The sequence below is a fragment of the Actinophytocola sp. genome, from assembly GCF_050699915.1.
In the GTDB taxonomy this organism is placed as follows: Bacteria; Actinomycetota; Actinomycetes; order Mycobacteriales; family Pseudonocardiaceae; genus Actinophytocola.
This window is the reverse complement of record NZ_JBOHGA010000125.1, coordinates 1-18,347: the sequence shown is the minus strand read 5'-3', so window position 1 is coordinate 18,347 and position 18,347 is coordinate 1. Positions and strand designations below refer to the sequence as shown.

The following is an 18,347-nucleotide window of genomic DNA, read 5'->3' as shown; positions in this document are numbered from 1 at the left end:
CGGCGGGGCAGCGGCAGCGCGCGGGGACCCGCGACGTCGGGCACGTCGGCGGCCGAGAGGTCGCGGTGGGTGGCGGTCACTCCGGCGACGGTCCAGGTCGGCGGCGGGCTCGCGGCCATGGCGGCGAGGAGCTCGCGCGTGTAGCGCCCGGTCCCACCCGGGACGGGCGCCAACAGCTGCTCGGTGAGCACGACGAGCTCCGGCACGGGCACAGAGTACGGTCGACCGCCGTGACCACCGGGAACGACACGGCGCGCACGACGGTCCTCGTCGTCACCTGGCGGGGCGCCGAGCACATCACCGCGTGCCTCGACGCGGTCGCCGCGCAGACCCGCGTGCACCGGATCCTGGTGGTGGACAACGCATCCGACGACGGCACGGCCGACCTGCTCGCCGCCCACCCGTCCCGGCCGCGGGTGGCGCGGCTCGGCTCGAACGCCGGCTACGCGGGCGGGCTGGCCGCGGCGCTGCCGGGCGTGGACACCGAGTTCGTGGCCTGGCTCAACGACGACGCCGTGCCCCGGCCGGACTGGCTGGCGCTGCTCGAGGACGCGCTGGACGCCGAACCGGACGCGGCGGCCGCGGGCGCGCTGCTGGAGTCGGCGGGTGGCGAGCCGATCTCCGTCGGCGTCGGGCTGACCGCCGACGGGCATGGAGCCGACCTCACCGAGCCCGCGGGCGTGTTCGGCTTCTGCGGCGGCGCGGCCCTGCTGCGCACGGCGGAGCTGGCGGCCGCGGGCGGCGTGCCGGCCCGGTTCTTCTGCTACTACGAGGACACGGACACCTCGTGGCGGCTGCGGCTGCGCGGCCGGCGGGTGCTCGCGGTCCCCGAGGCGCGGGTGGTGCACCGGCACGGCGCGAGCACGCGGCCGGGGTCGCGGCAGTTCCACCGGTGGAACGAGCGCAACCGGCTCTACATGCTGCTGCGCTGCGCGCCGGCGGGGGTCGCGGTCCGCGAGCTCGCCAGGTTCGCCGTGCTCACCGCTGTCCTCCCGTTCCGCCGGGACCTGCCGGCGGCCTGGAACTTCCGGATCGGCCTGCGGCTACGCGTGCTGGCGGAGGTGCTGGCCCGGCTCGTCCCGCTGGCCCGCGAACGGCGGGCGGTCACCGGGCTGGCCACCGTGACCCGCACCGACGTGTGGCGTTGGGCGAATTCCGCGAGTTAACCGACGGTGACGTGGTGTGATAGGGCAGGCTAACCCTCACCATCACAGCGAGGAGCGCGCGTGCCCGAACCGGCGCATCGACCGGCCGTCTCGGTGATCGTGGTCAACTACCGCGGTACCGAGGACACCATCGCCTGCCTGCGCGCCTTGCGCGACGAGCTGGACTGGCCCGCCGAACTGCTGCAGATCATCTGCGTGGACAACGGCTCCGGGGACGGCGGCGCCGAGCTGATCGGCCGCGAGCCGGGCGTCCAGTTGGTCGACGCCGGTGCCAACCTGGGCTTCGCCGGCGGCTGCAACCTCGGCGCGAGCCACGCGACCGGCACGGTGCTCGCCTTTCTCAACAACGACGCGCGCCCGCACGCCGACTGGGTGTCGGCGGCCGTGGACGTGCTGCGCGCCGAGCCGACCGTCGCCGCGGTCGCGAGCAAGGTCCTCGACTGGGACGGCGAGCTGGTCGACTTCGTCGACGGCGGGCTCACCTGGTTCGGCATGGGCTACAAGCGCCACGCCGGCCTGCCGGACGACGGCTCGCACGACGTGCCGCGCGACGTGCTGTTCGCGACGGGCTCGGCGATGTTCGTGCGCGCCGGGGCGTTCCGCGAGCTCGGCGGCTTCGACGAGCGGTTCTTCATGTTCTACGAGGACGTCGACCTCGGCTGGCGGCTGAACCTGCGCGGCTGGCGGGTCCGCTTCGAGCCGCGCTCGCTCGCCTTCCACCGCCACCATGCCGCGATGTCCAAGGTGGACACTCCGGACAACGCGCGTGAGCTGTACCTGCTGGAGCGCAACGCCCTGGCCACGCTGTACAAGAACCTGTCCGACGCCACGCTCGCCAAGGCGCTGCCCGCCGCGCTCGCGCTGGCCGTGCGCCGCGCGACCGCCCGCGGCGACGTCGACCCCACCCAGCTGGAGATCGGCCGCCCGGACGCCGGTTCTTCCACAGTGGACATTCCGCGTACGACGCTGGCCGGGCTGCTCGCGATCGACCAGTTCGTCGAGCTGCTCCCCTCGCTCGCGACCGCGCGGGAGACCGAGCAGGCCGCGCGGGTGCGCTCGGACGCGGACCTGCTCCCGCTGATGCGCAACGCGATGGAGCCCGCCTACCCGCTGCCCCGCTACCTGGCCGCGCACGACGTGCTGGTCGACGTGTTCGGGCTGGAGGAGGCGTTCGGCGGCCGGCGGCGGATCCTGGTCATCACCGGCGACGCGATCTCCGACCGGATGGCCGGGCCGGCGATCCGGGCGTGGAACATGGCCGACGTGCTGGCCGCCGAGCACGAGGTCCGGCTGGTCACGGTGAACCCGATGTGCGCGCCGCCGGAGGCGCCGTTCGCCGTGCACCAGGCGCGCCGCCGCGACCTGCCCTCGCACGTGGGGTGGGCCGACCTGGTGATCCTGCAGGGCCACGCGCTCGAGCTGGTGCCGGATCTCAAGAAGGAGAGCTCGACCAAGATCGTCGTCTGCGACATGTACGACCCGATGCACCTCGAGCTGCTCGAGCAGGGCCGCGACGACACCGACGAGCAACGCGAGCTGGACCTGATCGGCGTCACGAAGGTGCTCAACACGCAGCTGGAGCGCGGCGACTTCTTCCTGTGCGCGTCGGAGCGGCAGCGGCACTTCTGGCTCGGCCACCTGACCGCGCTCGGCCGGCTCACCCCGGCGCTGTACGACAGCGACCCGACGGTCCGCTCACTGCTCGCCGTGGCGCCGTTCGGGCTGCCGGGCAAGCCGCCGCAGCAGACCGTGTCGCCGGTCAAGGGCGCGCTCGGGGACGTCGCGCGCACGGACAAGGTGATCATCTGGGCCGGCGGGGTGTACAGCTGGTTCGACCCGCTGACGCTGGTGCAGTCGGTCGACCTGCTCGCCCGGCGCCGCGACGACGTGCGACTGGTGTTCCTCGGCATGAAGCACCCGAACCCCGAGGTGCCGGACATGGACATCGGCGCCCGGACGCGGCTGCTCGCGCACCGGCTCGGGCTGGCCGACCGGCACGTGTTCTTCAACGAGACCTGGGTGCCGTACAACGAGCGGCAGAACTGGCTCTTGGACGCGGACTGCGGCGTCACCACCCACTACGAGCACGTGGAGACGACGTTCGCGTTCCGCACCCGGGTGCTCGACTACCTGTGGGCGGGCCTGCCGATCGTCACTACCGACGGCGACGCGTTCGCTGACCTGGTGCGCACCGAGCGGCTCGGGGTGGTGGTGCCGGCGGAGGACCCGGCGGCGCTCGCCGACGCGCTGGAGCGGGTGCTCTACGACGCGGACTTCGCGCAGGGTGCCCGGGAGCGGATCGCGGTCGTGCGCGAGCGGTTCACGTGGGAGACCGTGCTCGCGCCGCTGGTCGCCTTCTGCCGCAACCCGGCGCCGGCCGCGGACCGGCTGCCGGGTGCTTCGCCGCTCGTGCCCAACAAGCCGCTGCGGGTCGGGGAGGTCGTGCGTCGCGACATCGACCTTGTGAAGTCCTATTTGGACGCCGGCGGGCCGGGTGAGCTGACCAGACGCGCGGCCGGCCGGGTACGCCGGCTGGCGTCCGAGCGCTGGAAGGGCCGGCGCGATGGCTAGGGGCGGTCCGGTACGGGTGTTGCTCGACGGCACTCCGCTGCTCGGCAACCGCACCGGCGTGGGCCGCTACACCGCGGCGCTCGCGGAGGAGCTGGCGTCGATGTCCGATGTGGACATGCGAGCGGTGGCGTTCACGTTGCGGGGCTGGCGGAAGCTGCGGCGCGTGCTGCCGCACGGGTCGCGGGCGCGTGGGATGCCGGTGTCCGCGCGGCTGCTGCGGCGGTGCTGGCTGCACGCGCCGTTCCCGCCGGTGGAGCTGTTCGCGGGGTTCACGGATGTCGTGCACGGCACCAACTTCGTGCTGCCGGCGGCGATGCGGGCGCGGGGCGTGCTGACCATTCATGATCTCGCGTTCCTCGACGCCCCGGACGAGCTGCCGCCGTCGGACGAGCAGCTGCCGGAGCTGGTGGCGCGCTCGGCGTCGCGCGCCGCGGTCGTCGTGACCCCGACCCGGGCGGTCGCGGAGGTGACGGCGGACCGGCTGGGCATCTCGCCGGACAAGATCATGGTGACCCCGCTGGGCGTCGACCTGGCGTGGTTCACGGCGCGGCCGCCGAGTGAGGCGCTGCGCAGGCGGATCGGGCTGCCGAAGTCGTATCTGCTGTTCGTGGGCGGGGCCGGGCCGCGCAAGTCGCTGGGCTGGCTGCTGAAGGCCCACGAGGCGACGGCGGACCTGCCGCCACTGGTGCTCGCGGGCCCGGGCCACAACCAGCGGGACGGCAACGTCCGCTCGATCGGCTACCTGTCCGATGTGGACCTGCGCTCGGTGGTCGCCGGCGCCGACGCGCTCGTGCTTCCCTCCCGCGACGAGGGCTTCGGCCTCCCCGTGCTGGAGGCCATGGCGTGCGACGTCCCGGTGGTGTGCTCGGACGTGCCGGCGCTGCGGGAGATCTCCGGAGGCCACGCGAGCCTGGTCCCGTTCGGCGACGTGGAGGCGATGGGCGCCGCTCTGACGGCAGCGCTGGCGAACCCGCCGACCCCCGCGACGTTGGCGGACCGCCGCACCCACGCGGCCGAGTTCACGTGGCGCAGAACCGCGGAACTGACCGTGCAGGCCTACCGCCGCGCGATGGCCTGACACCCCCGGTTGGCCTCCGGCCCCCGATCACCAGCCTACCGGCCAGCACCGACGATTCCGCCCCGCCGAGGACGCACAGTGTGGACAGCCGGCGCCGCACGGCAGGTTGTCCACACTCCGCCCGCACACCCCCGAAATCGTCACCCCCAACGAATAGACTGGAAAGCGGGGGGCCCCCGCGAGTCCACGTTGTCCACAGCCTTGCCCGGCGGCGCAGGGAATTGTCGGTGCACGCCGGTACGCTGGATCCCGGGGGCCGGAGGCCGTCTCCGCCCGGATCCGGCCAACGGACCTTGCGAAGCCGACCCACGCCAGAGCCCGGCAGCCGACGACCATTCCACTGGCCGCCCAGAGGCCGGCGGGCCGTCCCAGCCGACGCCACCACCATTCGCGCCGCGCGAGCTACGGCCGGTACGTGTCCCCGTCCTCGGCGAAGGCCGCGGTCAACGCCTCTCGCCATGGGCGTAGCGGGGTCAGGCCCGCGGTGCGCCACTCCCCGTCCGACAGCACCGAGTACGCCGGGCGCGGTGCGGGGCGCGGATAGTCCGACGTGACCGCCGGCCGCACGCGGGCCGGGTCCTCGCCGAGCTCCTCGAAAACCCCGCGCGCGAAGCCGCACCACGTCGTGTCGCCGCCACCCGTCGCGTGCAGGACGGTCGGCGGCTCCTTCCCCGCCGCCACCAAACCCGCCAGCTCGAGCAGGCCGACCGCGAGGTCACGCGCCCACGTCGGCGAACCGCGCTGATCGTCCACAACGGACAGTGGTTCGCCGGACGCGGCCAGCCGCGCCATCGTCTTCACGAAGTTCTTGCCGTGGGCGCCGTACACCCACGCGGTGCGCACCACCCACGCCCGCGCGCCCGACCCCAGCACGGCCTCCTCGCCGACCGCCTTCGTCATCCCGTACACCGAGCGCGGACCCAGCTTCTCGTCCGTCCGATAGGGACGGTCGGCGTCACCCGGGAAGACGTAGTCCGTCGACACCTGGATCAGCGGCACGCCGTGCGCCGAGCACGCCGCGGCCAACACCCGCGGCCCATCGGCGTTCACCGCGAACGCGCGGTCGGCATCCGTCTCGGCGGCGTCCACCGCGGTGTACGCGGCCGCGTTGATCACCACCGGCGGCTGGGTGGCCGTCCCGGCGAGCGTCTTCACCGCCTCGACCACGGCGCCCGCGTTGGTGATGTCCAGCTCCGCCGAGCCGGGCGCGCGGACGTCGGCGCCGGCGGGCGCGGCGGCGGCGAGCTCATGACCGAGCTGGCCGGTACCGCCGGGGACGAGGAGGGCGAGCGACATCTCTCAGCTCCCGGGCAGCTTCGCGCGGTCCTTGCGGGTCGACCACCACGGCCGGTTGTCGCGGTACCACTCGATCGTGTGGGCAAGGCCCTCTTCGAAGGACATCAGCGGCCGGTAGCCCAGCTCGTTGGAGATCTTGGTGATGTCCACCGAGTACCGCCGGTCGTGCGCCTTGCGGTCGGGCACCCGCTCCACCATGGACTCGTCCGCACCGAACGCGTCGAGCAGCCGGCTGGTCAGCTCCAGGTTGGTCAGCTCGGTACCGCCGCCGATGTTGTAGATCTCGCCCGCCCGGCCGGAGTCCGCGACCAGCTGGATCCCCCAACAGTGGTCGTCCACGTGCAACCAGTCGCGCACGTTGAGCCCGTCGCCGTAGAGCGGCACCTTCTTCCCGTCCAGCAGGTTCGTCACGAACAGCGGGATGACCTTCTCCGGGAACTGGTAGGGCCCGTAGTTGTTCGAGCAGCGCGTCACGCACACCGGCAGCCCGTGGGTGCGGAAGAACGACCTGGCCATCAGGTCCGCGCCGGCCTTCGAGGCGGAGTACGGCGAGTTCGGCTCGAGCTCGTGGTTCTCGGGCCAGGACCCCTCAGCGATCGAGCCGTAGACCTCGTCGGTGGACACCTGCACGAACTTGCCGACACCGGCGTCCACCGCGGCCTGCAGCAGCGTCTGCGTGCCTAGCACATTGGTCATCACGAAGTCGGCCGCGCCCAGGATCGAGCGGTCCACATGCGACTCGGCGGCGAAGTGGACGACCAGGTCGACGCCGCGCATCACGTCCCGGACGACGCCCAGGTCACAGATGTCCCCGCGCACGAAGCGCAGCCGCGGGTTGTCCCGCACGGGCTCCAGGTTGGACTCGCTGCCGGCGTAGGTGAGCTTGTCGAGCACGACCACCTCGGCGTCGGCCAGCGAGTCGTACGCACCGCCCAGAACCTTGCGGACGTAGTGCGACCCGATGAACCCGGCACCACCGGTGACCAACACCCGCATAGAGGTTCCACCAATTCCTTCACTCGGAAGTAAACCCCCGAGGGGCACTATTGCGTCTATATGGGTAGCGAGACACCTGCTACCGAGGTCACATCTCGGTATCCTACTGGTCAAGTTCCGTCGGGGGACGGGGAGGAGCGTGCGTGGACGAACGTACGCAGGTGCTGGCTGCTCACCCACAGGCGAGCAGCGGCTGGCGAAGGGCGGGCCGGAACTCGGCACGCTCGATCGTCGCGCTGACCTCGGTCGCCGTGCTCGGCACCATGGGCTACGGCTGGTGGGCGTTCGGTGACGTCGACGACGGAACCGTCACCACCGAGGTGATCGCGCAGGACGTCGAGAACCAACGCGTTCCCCTGGACGGCGCAGTAGACATGCTTTTGGTCGGCATCGATAGTCGCACCGACGCCAACGGCGATCCGCTCCCCCGCGAGGTGCTCGATCTGCTCAACGCCGGCGACAGCGGCGGCGAGCGCAACACCGACACGATGATCCTCGTCCACATCCCCGTCGACGGCACCCGCGCGGTGGCGATCTCCTTCCCCCGCGACTCCTGGGTGGAGCTCGCCGGCGACTACGGCGAGCACCGGCTCAACTCGGCGTTCGCCTACGCCTACAACGGCGCCCGCGAGGAGCTCGCCGACAAGGTCGGCAGCGAGAAGGAGCTCGACGCGCGGGCCACGGTCGCCGGCCGCAAGAACCTGATCGCGACCGTGCAGAACCTCATCGGCAAGGCCGTCACGATCGACCGCTACGCCGAGGTCAACCTGGCCAGCTTCTACGAGATCACCAAGGCCATCGGCGGCGTCGACGTGTGCCTCAAGGCGGACACCGAGGACCCGCTGTCCGGCGCCGACTTCTTCAAGGGCGTGCAGACCATCGCCGGCCGCAAGGCGCTCGCCTTCGTCCGCCAGCGGCACGGGCTCGAGAACGGCGACCTGGACCGCATCATGCGCCAGCAGGCCTTCCTGGGCGCGATCGCGAACAAGGTGTTGTCCGCGGAGATGCTGACCAGCCCGACCAAGGTGCGCGAGCTCGTCTCCGCCGTGCAGCGGTCCGTGGTGCTGAGCAACGGCTTCGAGCTGTCCAAGTTCGCCGCGCAGATGTCCGGTCTGTCCAGTACGGGCATCGACTTCTACACGATCCCGGTCGTCGGCGACGCCAACATCGGCGGCGCGGACGTCCTCGAGGTCGACCGGAGACAGGTCGCCCGGTTCGTCGAGTCGCTGACCACCGACGAAGATCAGGACGAGGAGACGTCGTCCTCGCCGCCCACGACTACGACCACGCCGCCGACGAGACCCACCAAGCCGCCGCCCGGCACGGCCCCGCCGGACGAAGGCGGGCGGCCCTCGCTCGGCCTGGTCACCGTGGACGTGCGCAACGGCTCCAACACCTCCGGGCTCGCCGCCTCCGTGCGCACCGACCTGACGCAGCGGGGCTTCAACCCGGGCGACATCGGCGACTCGGTCGTCCAGGGATCCTCGACGATCCGCTACGCGCCGGGCGAGCGGAACCTCGCGCAGTACGTCGCCGACCAGCTGGGTGGCTCGTTCTCGCTGTTCGAGGACGTCGGCCAGCAGCCCGGCCGCATCGAGGTCGTGCTCGGCACCGACTACCAGGCGCCCGCCGGCTTCACCGGCGACCGGCTGGTGCAGCCGCAGCCGCCGACGGACCCGCCGAGCGGGTCGCCGACCGGGTCGAGCGGGCCGGGACAGCCGCCGACGTCGTCGTCGAGCCCGCCGCCGCCACAACTCAACGCCGGCGGCCTGAACTGTGTGAACTAGCCGACGCCCCCAGTCCGGTGAACGACCCCGCAACGGGGGCCGGGTGGCCGCCGCCGCAGGTAGCCTGGGTCGGGCCGTTCGTTGGGGGAGGTGTGTCGGGTGCGGAGCAAGGCTGGGCCGACCGACCCGACCGCCTACGCGACGGCCGTGGGCTCGGTCGAGGTTCGTGCTTGGCCTGACGACCTCGAGCCGATCGAGGATCCGGCGCCCGAGGTGGTGCGGCCGCGCCGGCGGGTGTCCCCGTTCCTGGTGTTCGGCCGGGTGTTGGTCGGGCTCGTCTCCGCCGCGGTGCTCGCCGGGATGTCGATGGTCTACCTGCGCGTGGACGAGCTGGACAGCAGCAAGAACACGACCGACGCGGTGACGGAAGCGCAGGACGGCAAGAACGCGCCGGCGCCGGACGACGGCGCCGACGACATCCTGATCGTCGGCAACGACAGCCGCACCGACATGCAGGGCAACCCGCTGTCCGACGAGCTGCTGCGGGAGCTGCGCACCGAGGCCACCGACGGGCTCAACACCGACACGCTGATCCTGCTGCGCATCCCGCGCAACGGCAGCCGCGGGGCGGCGATCTCGATCCCGCGCGACACGTCCGTCCGGGTGCCCGGGCTCGACCAGGAGGAGAAGATCAACGGCGCGTTCGGCCTCACGAAGTCGCGCGCCGCGCAGCGGCTGTCCGACGAGGGCGAGGCGGACCAGCGCAAGATCGAGCGCGAGTCCGACGACGCCGGGCGGACCGCGCTGATCCAGACCGTGCAGGGGCTGACCGGGGTGCGGGTCGACCACTACACCGAGGTCAGCCTGTACGGGTTCTATCTGCTCACCGAGGTCATCGACGGCGTGGACGTGTGCCTGAACCAGTCGACCAGCGACCCGGACTCCGGAGCGTCGTTCGCGGCGGGCCCGCAGACCGTGCGCGGCGGCGACGCGGTGTCGTTCGTGCGGCAGCGCAAGAACCTGCCGCGCGGTGACCTGGACCGGATCGTGCGGCAGCAGACGTTCCTGGCGTCGGCGATGAACAAGGTGCTGTCCGGGAACCTGCTGACGAACACCGCGAAGCTCGACGCGCTCGAGGAGGCCGTGTCGAAGACGGTCGTGATGGACGACGGGCTGCACTTCCTGGAGCTGGTCAACCAGGCGCAGGAGCTGGCGAGCGGCCGGGTTCGGTTCGTGACCATCCCGGTGACCGGGGTCGGCGCGCGCAACGACCGGGGGCAGAGCATCATCACGGTCGATGTCCCGGCCGTGCATCGGTACGTGGCGGGGCTGGTGTCGCGCAAGCCCGCGCGGCCGGCTCCGTCCTCCGGTTCGCCCTTGTCGGGTCCGGCGAAGTTCGGCGGCACGCCGCTGCTGGACCTCGGCGGCCGGGCCGCCGTCCCGTGCGTCGACTGATTTGGGAGTGTCGTTGAGCCTCACCGAGACGCTGCTGCGCCCGTACTCGCCGGCGCGGCCGCTGGTCACGCACTACGACGACGCCGCGGGCAGCCGGGTCGAGCTGTCGGCCGCGACGCTGCGGAACTGGGCCGCGAAGACGGCGAACTGGCTGGTCGAGGAGCACGACATCGAGCCAGGCGGGCGGGTCGCCATGCTGCTGCCGGCGCACTGGCAGACGGCCGGGGTGCTGCTGGGCGCGTGGTGGTGCGGCGCGTCAGTCGTGTCCTCGTCGGCCGACGCCGCGGTGGCGTTCGTCCCACCGGGCGGCGAGGCACCCGGCGCGGCGACGACGGCGGTGGTGTCGCTGGACCCGATGGGCCGCGACCTGCGCGGCGACGTGCCCACCGGAGCCGTCGACTACATCGCGGAAGCCCGCCTCCACGGCGACGACTTCCTGGCGCTGGCCCCGGTTCCCGGCGACACTCCCTGCCTGACCGACCTGACAGTGGACGAGGTCCTGTCGACCGCCCGCTCCCGCGCCGAGACGCTCGGTCTGACGTCGGCTTCGCGCGTCCTGTCCACACTGGACTGGACGGTTCCGTCCGGCGTGCTGGACCTCGTGGCGATCCTCGCCGCGGAGGCTTCGTTGGTCCAGGTGACCAACCCGGATCCGGCCCGACTCCCCAAGTACCGCGAAACCGAACGGACCACAGTGGACCGACTGGCGCCCTAGTTGCCCAGCACGGCCTGGAGGCTGGCTGATCATGGAACTGATCGGCGGGCGGGCCCAGCCGAGAGATCGTTGATCTACCCCTTGAGCAGGGCTCTTGCCATGACCATGCGCTGGATCTGGTTGGTGCCCTCGTAGATCTGGGTGATCTTGGCGTCTCGCATCATGCGTTCGACCGGGAAGTCCTTCGTGTAGCCCGCGCCGCCGAACAGCTGTACCGCGTCGGTCGTTACCTCCATCGCCGTGTCGGACGCGTAGGTCTTCGCGGCCGAGGCGATGAAGCCGGCTCGCTTGTCGCCGCGTTCGGAGGCTGCGGCGGACACGTACACGAGGTGCCGGGCGGCCTCGATCTTCATGCCCATGTCCGCCAGCATGAACTGCACGCCCTGGAAGTCCGCCACTCGCTGGCCGAACTGGTGGCGATCCTTGACGTACGCCAGCGTCGCGTCCAGCGCGCCCTGCGCGATGCCCACCGCCTGCGCACCGATCGTCGGGCGGGTGTGGTCCAGGGTGCGCAACGCGGTCTTCAGGCCCGTGCCGGGGTCACCGATGATGCGGTCCGCGGGGATCGCACAGTTCTCGAAGTGGATCTCGCACGTCGGGGAGCCCTTGATACCCAGCTTGCGCTCCTTCGGGCCGACGACGAAGCCCGGATCGTCCTTGTGCACCGCGAACGCCGAGATGCCGTTGGCCTTCTTCGCCGCGTTCGGGTCGGTCACGGCCATCACCGTGTACCACGTCGACTCGCCCGCGTTGGTGATCCACGTCTTGGTCCCGTTCAGCACCCACGTGTCGCCGTCGAGCACCGCCCGCGTGCGCATCGACGCGGTGTCCGAACCCGCCTCGCGCTCGGACAGCGCGTACGACGCCGACGCCTCACCCGACGCGATCGAGGGCAGCACCAGCTTCTTCACCTCGGTGGACCCCGACAGCAGGATCGGCTGCGTGCCCAGCTTGTTCACCGCGGGAATGAGCGACGCCGACGCGTCCACGCGGGCGACCTCCTCGATCACGATGCACGCCGCGATCGCGTCCGCGCCCTGACCGTCGTACTCCTCCGGGACGTGCACCGCGTTGAACCCCGCCCGCGCCAGCGCGTCCCGCGCCTCCGCCGGGTACCGCTCCCGCTCGTCGACCTCGGCGGCGTACGGCGCGATCTCCTTCTCCGCCAGCGCGCGCACGGCCTCCCGCAGCGCCTCGTGCTCCTCGCTCAGCTGGTACAGGCCATCCACCGCCGCCACCTCCACGTGTCCGCAACAACCCAGATGTTAGCGCTCGTTCACGCCGGAACCGGCTGAGTCGTCCGAGGTCACATCCAGGCTCGCGCGCAGCGCGGCGTCCTTGTCCGCGACCAGCCGCTCGAGGTCGTCGGCGAACTCCGTGAGCTTGCCCCGCAGCTTCTCGTCGGACGCGGCCAGCACTCGCACCGCGAGCAGCCCGGCGTTGCGCGCGCCGCCGACCGAGACCGTCGCGACGGGGATCCCGGCCGGCATCTGCACGATCGACAGCAGCGAGTCGAGCCCGTCGAGGTGCTTGAGCGGCACCGGCACGCCGATCACCGGCAGCACGGTCGCCGAGGCCACCATGCCCGGCAGGTGCGCCGCCCCGCCCGCACCCGCGATGATCACCCGCAGGCCGCGACCGGCCGCCGACCGCGCGTAGTCGATCATGCGCAGCGGCGTGCGGTGCGCGGACACCACGCTGACCTCGTAAGGCACCTCGAACTCGGCCAGCGCGTCGGCGGCTGCCTTCATCACCGGCCAGTCCGAGTCACTGCCCATGATCACTCCGACGACTGCCGTCATGTCTGTCCCCCCGTGTGGATGTCGTAGCCGTCGAGCCATTCGCCGTGTGCGAGCCAGTGCGCGGCCCGCCGGGCCCGCTCCCGCACCTCCGCCATCCGCGAGCCGAGCACCGTCACGTGGCCGATCTTTCGCCCGGGCCGCTCCTGCTTCCCGTAGTAGTGCACGTGCGCGTCGCGGTACCGGGCGAGCAGGTGGTGCAGGCGTTCGTCCGGGCTCATCGCCGGCGGTCGCGGGGCGCCGAGCACGTTGGCCATCACCACCGCGGGCGCGCGCGGGTCGGTGGCGCCGAGCGGGTAGTCGAGCACCGCCCGCAGGTGCTGCTCGAACTGCGAGGTCGCGGCGCCCTCGATCGTCCAGTGGCCGGAGTTGTGCGGGCGCATGGCGAGCTCGTTGACCACGAACCCCGCCTCGGTGTCGAACAGCTCCACCGCGAGCACGCCGACGACCCCCAGCTCGGCCGCGATCCGCAACGCCAGCTCCTGGGCCTCCTCGGCCCGTTCGGCGTCGAGGTCCGGCGCGGGCGCGAGCACCTCGACGCAGATCCCGTTGGACTGCACGGTCTCCACGACCGGCCAGCACCCGCCCTGCCCGAACGGCGACCGGGCGACGACCGCCGCCAGCTCGCGACGCATCGCCACCCGCTCCTCCACGAGCAGCGGCGTGCCCCACTCGAGCAGGCGCGGCACCAGCTCGCGTGCGGACTCCACGCCGTTGAGCAGCCAGACGCCCCGCCCGTCGTAGCCGCCGCGGGCCGCCTTGAGCACGCACGGCCAGCCGTGCTCGTCGCCGAACTTGACCACATCGTCCACTTCGGACACCGCGACGAACGGCGGCACCGGGAGGCCGAGCGAGGCGAGCTTGTGGCGCATGACGAGCTTGTCCTGCGCGTGCAGCAAGGCGTCCGGGCCGGGCCGGACGACCACACCATGCTCGACGAGGACGCGCAGGTACTCGCCGGGCACGTGCTCGTGGTCGAACGTCAGCACGTCGACCCCGGCCGCGAACGACGCCAGCGCCGCCACGTCCTCGTGCGAGCCCAGCGTGACGTTGGGCGTGACCAGCGCCGCGGAGTCGTCCGGCGAGATGGCGAGCACGTGCAACGACTGGCCGAGCGCGATGGCCGCCTGCTGGGTCATCCGGGCGAGCTGGCCGCCGCCGACCATGCCGACGACCGGTAGGCCGGTTCGGGTGTCCACCGCCTCACCTGCCCCGGTTCCGCAGGAGCAGCACGGCGCCGAGCACGAGCGGCACCAGCAGGTAGGCGCTGCCGAGCACGACCTCCGGCGGCGTCCACTCGAGCTCCGGCTTGACGCCCGGCGGGCGCGACGGGTCGGACGTGCGCATGATCAGCAACACGCAGCTGGCGAACACGAGCACGATCGCGCCGATGCCCAGACGCAGGCGGGTGTCGGGCAGCTTCGAGATCAACAGCACGAGCAGCGGCACCGCCCACACGTAGTGGTGCGACCAGGAAACCGGGCTGAGCAGGACCCCGAAGAACGCCGTGACCAGCAACGCCGCCAGCGGCTGGCCCGCCTTGTGGAAGCGGCGCACCAGTAACACGGCCGGAACCGCGAGCACCGCGCCGATGCCGATCGCCACCGCGAGCGCCCACGGTGCCAGGTCGGACAGCCGCAGCACGAGCCCGTTGAGCGACTGGTTGCCGGCCCAGAACGTCGGCCCGGTGCGCTCCGGGTCGGTGACGGCGACCGTCCAGAAACGGGCGAAGTCGTGCGGCCGCAGCGCGAAGATGAGCGCCTGCAGGAGCGCGAACGTGGCGAGCGCGCGCACGGCGTCCATGCGCCGGCCGGTGAGCCACAGGTGCGGGACGAAGATCAGCGGCGTGAGCTTGACCGCCGCCGCGACGCCGACGAGGACGCCGCCGAGGTGTCGGGCCCGCCCGTGCACCGCGCCGAGGACGAGGACGTCGGTGACCACGAGGGCCATGAGGATCAGGTTGATCTGACCGAGGAACAGCGTGCGCCACACCGGTTCGAGCCCGAGCGCGAGGACCGTCAGGACGACGGTCGCCGTCGCCGGCCGCAGCCAGCTCGGCCGGGTCGCCTCGATCGCCACCCGGATCACGAGCGCGAGCGCCAGCACGGAGATCGCCGCGAGGATGCCCCAGGAGACCTGGGTGGGGAACAGCGCGAGCGGGACGAACAGCAGCGCGCCGGTCGGCGGGTACGTGAACGGCAGGCGGGCCCAGGGCGGCTCGGCGGTGAGGAAGTCCTTGTCGTACAACGGTTCCCCGGTGAACAGCGCGACCGCGCCGGACCGGTAGACCGCCGAGTCGACGCCCAGGCGCCAGTCGATCAGCCAGCCGACCACGCCCGCGACCACGAACCCGGCCGGCACGGCGAGGAGCAGGAGCGCGGACCTCGTCGCGAAGAGCCGGCGCACCGACTGCCCGAGCCACTGCGCACCGGGGACGGCGACAGCGCCGGGGGCGGCGGGGTTGGTCCGGACGGTCTCGCTCACGCCGGAAAGGAAACCACGGCCCACCGACACCCGGCGGTCCGCCCTGTCAGGCCGCTCTGTCAGGCAGCCGGACCCGCGACACCGACCAGGTTGCCCTCCGGGTCGGCGAAGTGGCCGACCACGAGGTCCCGGTTCGGCGAGAGCTCCGGGCCCATCCGGATGGTCCCGCCGAGCCGCTCCGCCTCGCGCAGCGCGGCCTCGACATCGGGGACACCGACGTAGAAGACGACGTGGCGCTCGAAGCCCGCACCGCCGCCGACACCGCCCGCGGCACCGGTCCCGGTGGGTGCGATGAAGCCGTAGTCACCCTGACGCGACACCGCCGGCACGACCGGGTGGCTCGTGTCGAACTCCCAGCCGAACAGCTCGCCGTAGAAGCGGCGCAACGCCGCCGGGTCGGTCCCGATGATCTCGAAGTGCACGACCGGCTGTCCCATGTCTCCTCCTGTAGTTGTTAATAACTACTACGAGATTGTATTCTCGCACCATGAGGAAGGCCAGTCGTGCCGACGAGTCGTAGCTACGGGGACGCCTGCGCGATCGCCCGCGCCCTCGACGTGGTGGGCGAGCGGTGGGCGCTGCTGATGGTGCGCGAGCTGCTGTTCGGCCCGCGGCGGTTCTCCGACCTGCGCCGGGCCCTGCCCGCGGCGAGCTCGAACCTGGTCAGCGACCGGCTCCGCGAGCTCACCGGCCGGGGCGTGCTGCGCCGCCGCAGGCTCGCCGCGCCCGCCGGCTCCTGGGTGTACGAGCTGACCGAGTGGGGCCGGGAGCTGGAGCCGGTCGTACTGGCCCTTGGCGCATGGGGCCTGCGCGTGCCGCTGCCCGAGCCGGCCACGCTCAGCGCCACCTCGGTCCTGCTCTACCTGCGCGGCATCGCGCGCCCGGACCCCGCCGAACCGCCGGCCACCCACCGCATCGAGATGGACGACCACGTGTGGACGATCCGGGTCGAGGACGGCGTGGTCGACGTCGAGGTCGGCGAGCCGGCCGCGGCCGCCGCGTCGCTGCGTACGGACCCCGCGACGCTGAACGCCCTGCTCGCCGACCCGGACACCTTCGACGCCGCCGTGTCCGAAGGGCGGATCGAGGCCGGTGGCGAGGTGGCCGCGCTGCGCGGGCTGCTGCGACCGAGCGGCTAGGCGCGGCTGAGCCGGTGGATCAGGTGGCGCGCGTCCTGGAGGGTGTCGGGCAGGCACTCGACGTGCAGTTTCGGGCGTTCGCTCGACGCGAGCTCCGGGTCGGTCGACAGCCGCTCGGTGATCAGCCAGCTCGCGGTCAGCGCCCGGTCCCCGAACTCGGCCTCCCGACTGGCCAGCACCGCGGCGACGGACGGGCCGAGCAGCGCGATGGTCTCGCCGCCGTCGAACACGTCTCGTAGCACATCGGCCACCAGGACCATCGCCATCAGCCGGGACCAGCCGGTGATCGCCGACAGGTCCAGCGTGACCACCAGCAGCGAGTGGCTCTCCGCGGGCGACACACCGACCCGGGCGGCCTGCCGGTAGACCTCGCCCAAGCGGGTGCGCAGGTAGGCGTGCGTGGCGAGGCTGGTCAGGTTCTCCGTCGCCTCCGCGTTGTGCAGCTCGGCACCCGAGGCGTCCGCCCAGGCCACGGCCGTGGTGCGGACCAGCGTGGTCGGCGCGGCGTCCGGGTCGGTGGCGACCAGGCCGGTCGCGGTCTCCGGGCCGGTGAGGACGGCGTGCAGCGCGGCCAGGTCCGTCAGCGTCTCGTCGAGCCCCGCGCCGGCCTCGGCCCTGGCCCGGCCCAGGTTTCGCAGCGCGAAGGTCAGGTCGGCTTGCCGCACGGCCGAGAAGCAGACCGCGTCGACCTCGGGCAGTCCCCAGTCGCTCGGGAACCGCCAGCCCGCCGCGATGCTCGCGGTCCGCCATCGGTTCCGCAGCACTCGCAGCGCGTGATCGGTACCTTCGGCGTCGCCACGACTCGAGCGCGGCCCTGCCTCACGTACGGTCACTTGGTCGTCCCATCTTCCGGCGCGTTTCAGCGTCAGCGTCCGCCCTAGAAACGCTGGGAACAGACATCCGTGACGCCGATCGGGTGAACTCCTGGCCATTGCGCCGGAGAGGCGATCTCATACGCCCGTTCCGGTGATCGTGTGGTGCCGCGTTCGGCGGGATCCGTCACACTGTGCGCGGAGGCGTGTCTTTAGCGAATCCGGCTCGTTCTACACCGGCCGGGTCGGGGGCTGACACGTGCGAGCAGAGGAGGATCGTGGCCACCGTTCCCGCTGAAATCGAGGGGCCCAGCGATGCGGAGCTGATCGACGCGGTCCGCAAGGGCACGGTCTCGGCGTACGGCTCGCTCTACCAACGGCACGTCTCCTCCGCCTACAACCTCGCCCGCCAACTGACCCGCTCACCCGCCGAGGCCGACGACCTCGTCTCCGAGGCGTTCGCCAAGGTGCTGGACACGCTGCGGGCCGGCCGCGGGCCGGACTCGGCGTTCCGCGCCTACCTGCTCACCGCGCTGCGGCACACCGCCTACGACAAGACTCGCCGCGACCGCAAGATCGAGCTGTCCGACGACGTGGAGACCGCCGGCGGCGCGAGCCTGGCCGAGCCCTTCTCCGACACCGCCGTCGCCGGCCTCGAGCGCTCGCTGGCCGCGCAGGCGTTCGCCCGACTGCCCGAGCGCTGGCAGGCCGTCCTCTGGCACACCGAGATCGAGGGCCAGTCCCCCGCCGACGTCGCGCCGATCCTCGGGCTCACCGCCAACGGCGTCTCCGCGCTCGCCTACCGCGCCCGCGAGGGCCTGCGGCAGGCCTACCTGCAGGTGCACCTCGCCGAGATCACCGAGCTGCGCTGCCGGGCCACCGCCGAGCGGCTCGGCGCCTGGACCAGGCAAGGGCTCGCGAAGCGGGAGAAGGCCCAGGTCGAGGCCCACCTCGACGAGTGCGAGCGGTGCCGCGCGCTGGCCGCCGAGCTCGCCGACGTCAACGGCGCCATGCGCGGGTTCGTCGCACCGCTGGTGCTGGGCATCGGCGCGGCCGGCTACCTCGCGGCGACCGCGTCCAAGGCCGGCGCGCTCACCGCGGTCGGGACC

At 72.2% G+C, this 18,347-nt stretch carries 16 protein-coding genes and 1 pseudogene; 8 read left to right on the top strand and 9 right to left on the bottom strand.

All coding sequences use genetic code 11. The features are described 5' to 3' along the window. Positions 1 to 206 (bottom strand): annotated as a pseudogene (locus tag ACRDSK_RS21075) (glycosyltransferase family 1 protein); the annotation flags it as partial. 24 nt (positions 207 to 230) lie between these two features. Between ACRDSK_RS21075 and ACRDSK_RS21070 the strand changes: the two are divergent. Genes ACRDSK_RS21070 through ACRDSK_RS21060 form a run of 3 tightly spaced genes read left to right on the top strand, consistent with a single transcriptional unit; the run spans position 231 to position 4,815 of the window. After that, positions 231 to 1,166, top strand: coding sequence for a glycosyltransferase family 2 protein (locus ACRDSK_RS21070; protein WP_431442932.1), 936 nt, complete (start codon positions 231 to 233; stop codon positions 1,164 to 1,166). 60 nt (positions 1,167 to 1,226) lie between these two features. Next, entirely contained in the window at positions 1,227 to 3,737 is a 2,511-nt protein-coding gene (locus ACRDSK_RS21065) for a glycosyltransferase (protein WP_431442931.1), read from the top strand. Beyond that, positions 3,730 to 4,815, top strand: coding sequence for a glycosyltransferase family 4 protein (locus tag ACRDSK_RS21060; protein WP_431442930.1), 1,086 nt, complete (start codon positions 3,730 to 3,732; stop codon positions 4,813 to 4,815). Before ACRDSK_RS21065 ends, ACRDSK_RS21060 begins: the two co-directional genes overlap by 8 nt. A gap of 402 nt (positions 4,816 to 5,217) precedes the next feature. Here ACRDSK_RS21060 and rfbD read toward each other — a convergent pair whose 3' ends face one another. Continuing rightward, the gene (rfbD, locus tag ACRDSK_RS21055) at positions 5,218 to 6,111 is read right to left on the bottom strand and encodes a dTDP-4-dehydrorhamnose reductase (RefSeq protein WP_431442929.1); all 894 of its coding nucleotides are present in this window, start codon (positions 6,109 to 6,111) and stop codon (positions 5,218 to 5,220) included. 3 nt (positions 6,112 to 6,114) lie between these two features. Continuing rightward, positions 6,115 to 7,107, bottom strand: a complete 993-nt coding sequence (gene rfbB / locus ACRDSK_RS21050) for a dTDP-glucose 4,6-dehydratase (RefSeq protein WP_431442928.1) — start codon at positions 7,105 to 7,107, stop codon at positions 6,115 to 6,117. A gap of 143 nt (positions 7,108 to 7,250) precedes the next feature. Here rfbB and ACRDSK_RS21045 point away from each other — a divergent pair, with 143 nt between their 5' ends. The 3 genes from ACRDSK_RS21045 to ACRDSK_RS21035 all read left to right on the top strand — a co-directional run bounded on the left by ACRDSK_RS21045 (position 7,251) and on the right by ACRDSK_RS21035 (position 11,004). Then, the gene (locus ACRDSK_RS21045; protein ID WP_431442927.1) at positions 7,251 to 8,894 is read left to right on the top strand and encodes an LCP family protein; all 1,644 of its coding nucleotides are present in this window, start codon (positions 7,251 to 7,253) and stop codon (positions 8,892 to 8,894) included. A 99-nt stretch (positions 8,895 to 8,993) separates the two neighbouring features. Then, positions 8,994 to 10,289, top strand: coding sequence for an LCP family protein (locus tag ACRDSK_RS21040; protein ID WP_431442926.1), 1,296 nt, complete (start codon positions 8,994 to 8,996; stop codon positions 10,287 to 10,289). Positions 10,290 to 10,302: 13 nt separating this feature from the next. Next, complete coding sequence (locus ACRDSK_RS21035) at positions 10,303 to 11,004, top strand: TIGR03089 family protein (RefSeq protein ID WP_431442925.1); 702 nt, start codon at positions 10,303 to 10,305, stop codon at positions 11,002 to 11,004. A gap of 74 nt (positions 11,005 to 11,078) precedes the next feature. Here ACRDSK_RS21035 and ACRDSK_RS21030 read toward each other — a convergent pair whose 3' ends face one another. From ACRDSK_RS21030 to ACRDSK_RS21010, 5 genes are all read right to left on the bottom strand, one after another. Beyond that, on the bottom strand, positions 11,079 to 12,224 hold the full coding sequence (locus ACRDSK_RS21030) for an acyl-CoA dehydrogenase family protein (protein ID WP_431442934.1): 1,146 nt from the start codon (positions 12,222 to 12,224) through the stop codon (positions 11,079 to 11,081). A gap of 45 nt (positions 12,225 to 12,269) precedes the next feature. Next, the gene (gene purE, locus ACRDSK_RS21025; protein WP_431442924.1) at positions 12,270 to 12,806 is read right to left on the bottom strand and encodes a 5-(carboxyamino)imidazole ribonucleotide mutase; all 537 of its coding nucleotides are present in this window, start codon (positions 12,804 to 12,806) and stop codon (positions 12,270 to 12,272) included. Further along, complete coding sequence (locus ACRDSK_RS21020; protein ID WP_431442923.1) at positions 12,803 to 14,002, bottom strand: 5-(carboxyamino)imidazole ribonucleotide synthase; 1,200 nt, start codon at positions 14,000 to 14,002, stop codon at positions 12,803 to 12,805. The genes purE and ACRDSK_RS21020 overlap by 4 nt, the downstream gene beginning before the upstream one ends. 4 nt (positions 14,003 to 14,006) lie before the next feature. Continuing rightward, positions 14,007 to 15,209, bottom strand: a complete 1,203-nt coding sequence (locus ACRDSK_RS21015) for a glycosyltransferase 87 family protein (protein WP_431442933.1) — start codon at positions 15,207 to 15,209, stop codon at positions 14,007 to 14,009. Between the two features lie 137 nt (positions 15,210 to 15,346). After that, positions 15,347 to 15,724 carry a VOC family protein gene (locus tag ACRDSK_RS21010; protein WP_431442922.1) on the bottom strand — a complete coding sequence of 126 codons (378 nt, stop codon included), beginning with the start codon at positions 15,722 to 15,724 and terminating at the stop codon, positions 15,347 to 15,349. A gap of 66 nt (positions 15,725 to 15,790) precedes the next feature. Between ACRDSK_RS21010 and ACRDSK_RS21005 the strand changes: the two genes are divergently transcribed. Further along, positions 15,791 to 16,426 (top strand): winged helix-turn-helix transcriptional regulator, encoded by a 636-nt coding sequence (locus ACRDSK_RS21005; protein WP_431442921.1) that lies wholly within the window; start codon positions 15,791 to 15,793, stop codon positions 16,424 to 16,426. Here ACRDSK_RS21005 and ACRDSK_RS21000 read toward each other — a convergent pair. Next, positions 16,423 to 17,190 carry a GGDEF domain-containing protein gene (locus ACRDSK_RS21000; protein ID WP_431442920.1) on the bottom strand — a complete coding sequence of 256 codons (768 nt, stop codon included), beginning with the start codon at positions 17,188 to 17,190 and terminating at the stop codon, positions 16,423 to 16,425. The two genes, ACRDSK_RS21005 and ACRDSK_RS21000, sit on opposite strands and share 4 nt — an antisense overlap. 326 nt (positions 17,191 to 17,516) lie before the next feature. On the opposite strand from ACRDSK_RS21000, the gene ACRDSK_RS20995 reads away from it, so the two are divergent. Next, the coding region (locus ACRDSK_RS20995) for a sigma-70 family RNA polymerase sigma factor (protein ID WP_431442919.1) at positions 17,517 to 18,347 on the top strand (831 nt) is incomplete at its 3' end.

What these genes read in the sequence shown, in the direction of transcription:
- ACRDSK_RS21060 (WP_431442930.1), top strand. Translation starts at nt 3,730, where the DNA reads ATGGCTAGGGGCGGTCCGGTACGGGTGTTGCTCGACGGCACTCCGCTG.
- purE (WP_431442924.1), bottom strand. Translation starts at nt 12,806, where the DNA reads ATGACGGCAGTCGTCGGAGTGATCATGGGCAGTGACTCGGACTGGCCG.
- ACRDSK_RS21010 (WP_431442922.1), bottom strand. Translation starts at nt 15,724, where the DNA reads ATGGGACAGCCGGTCGTGCACTTCGAGATCATCGGGACCGACCCGGCG.
- rfbD (WP_431442929.1), bottom strand. Translation starts at nt 6,111, where the DNA reads ATGTCGCTCGCCCTCCTCGTCCCCGGCGGTACCGGCCAGCTCGGTCAT.
- rfbB (WP_431442928.1), bottom strand. Translation starts at nt 7,107, where the DNA reads ATGCGGGTGTTGGTCACCGGTGGTGCCGGGTTCATCGGGTCGCACTAC.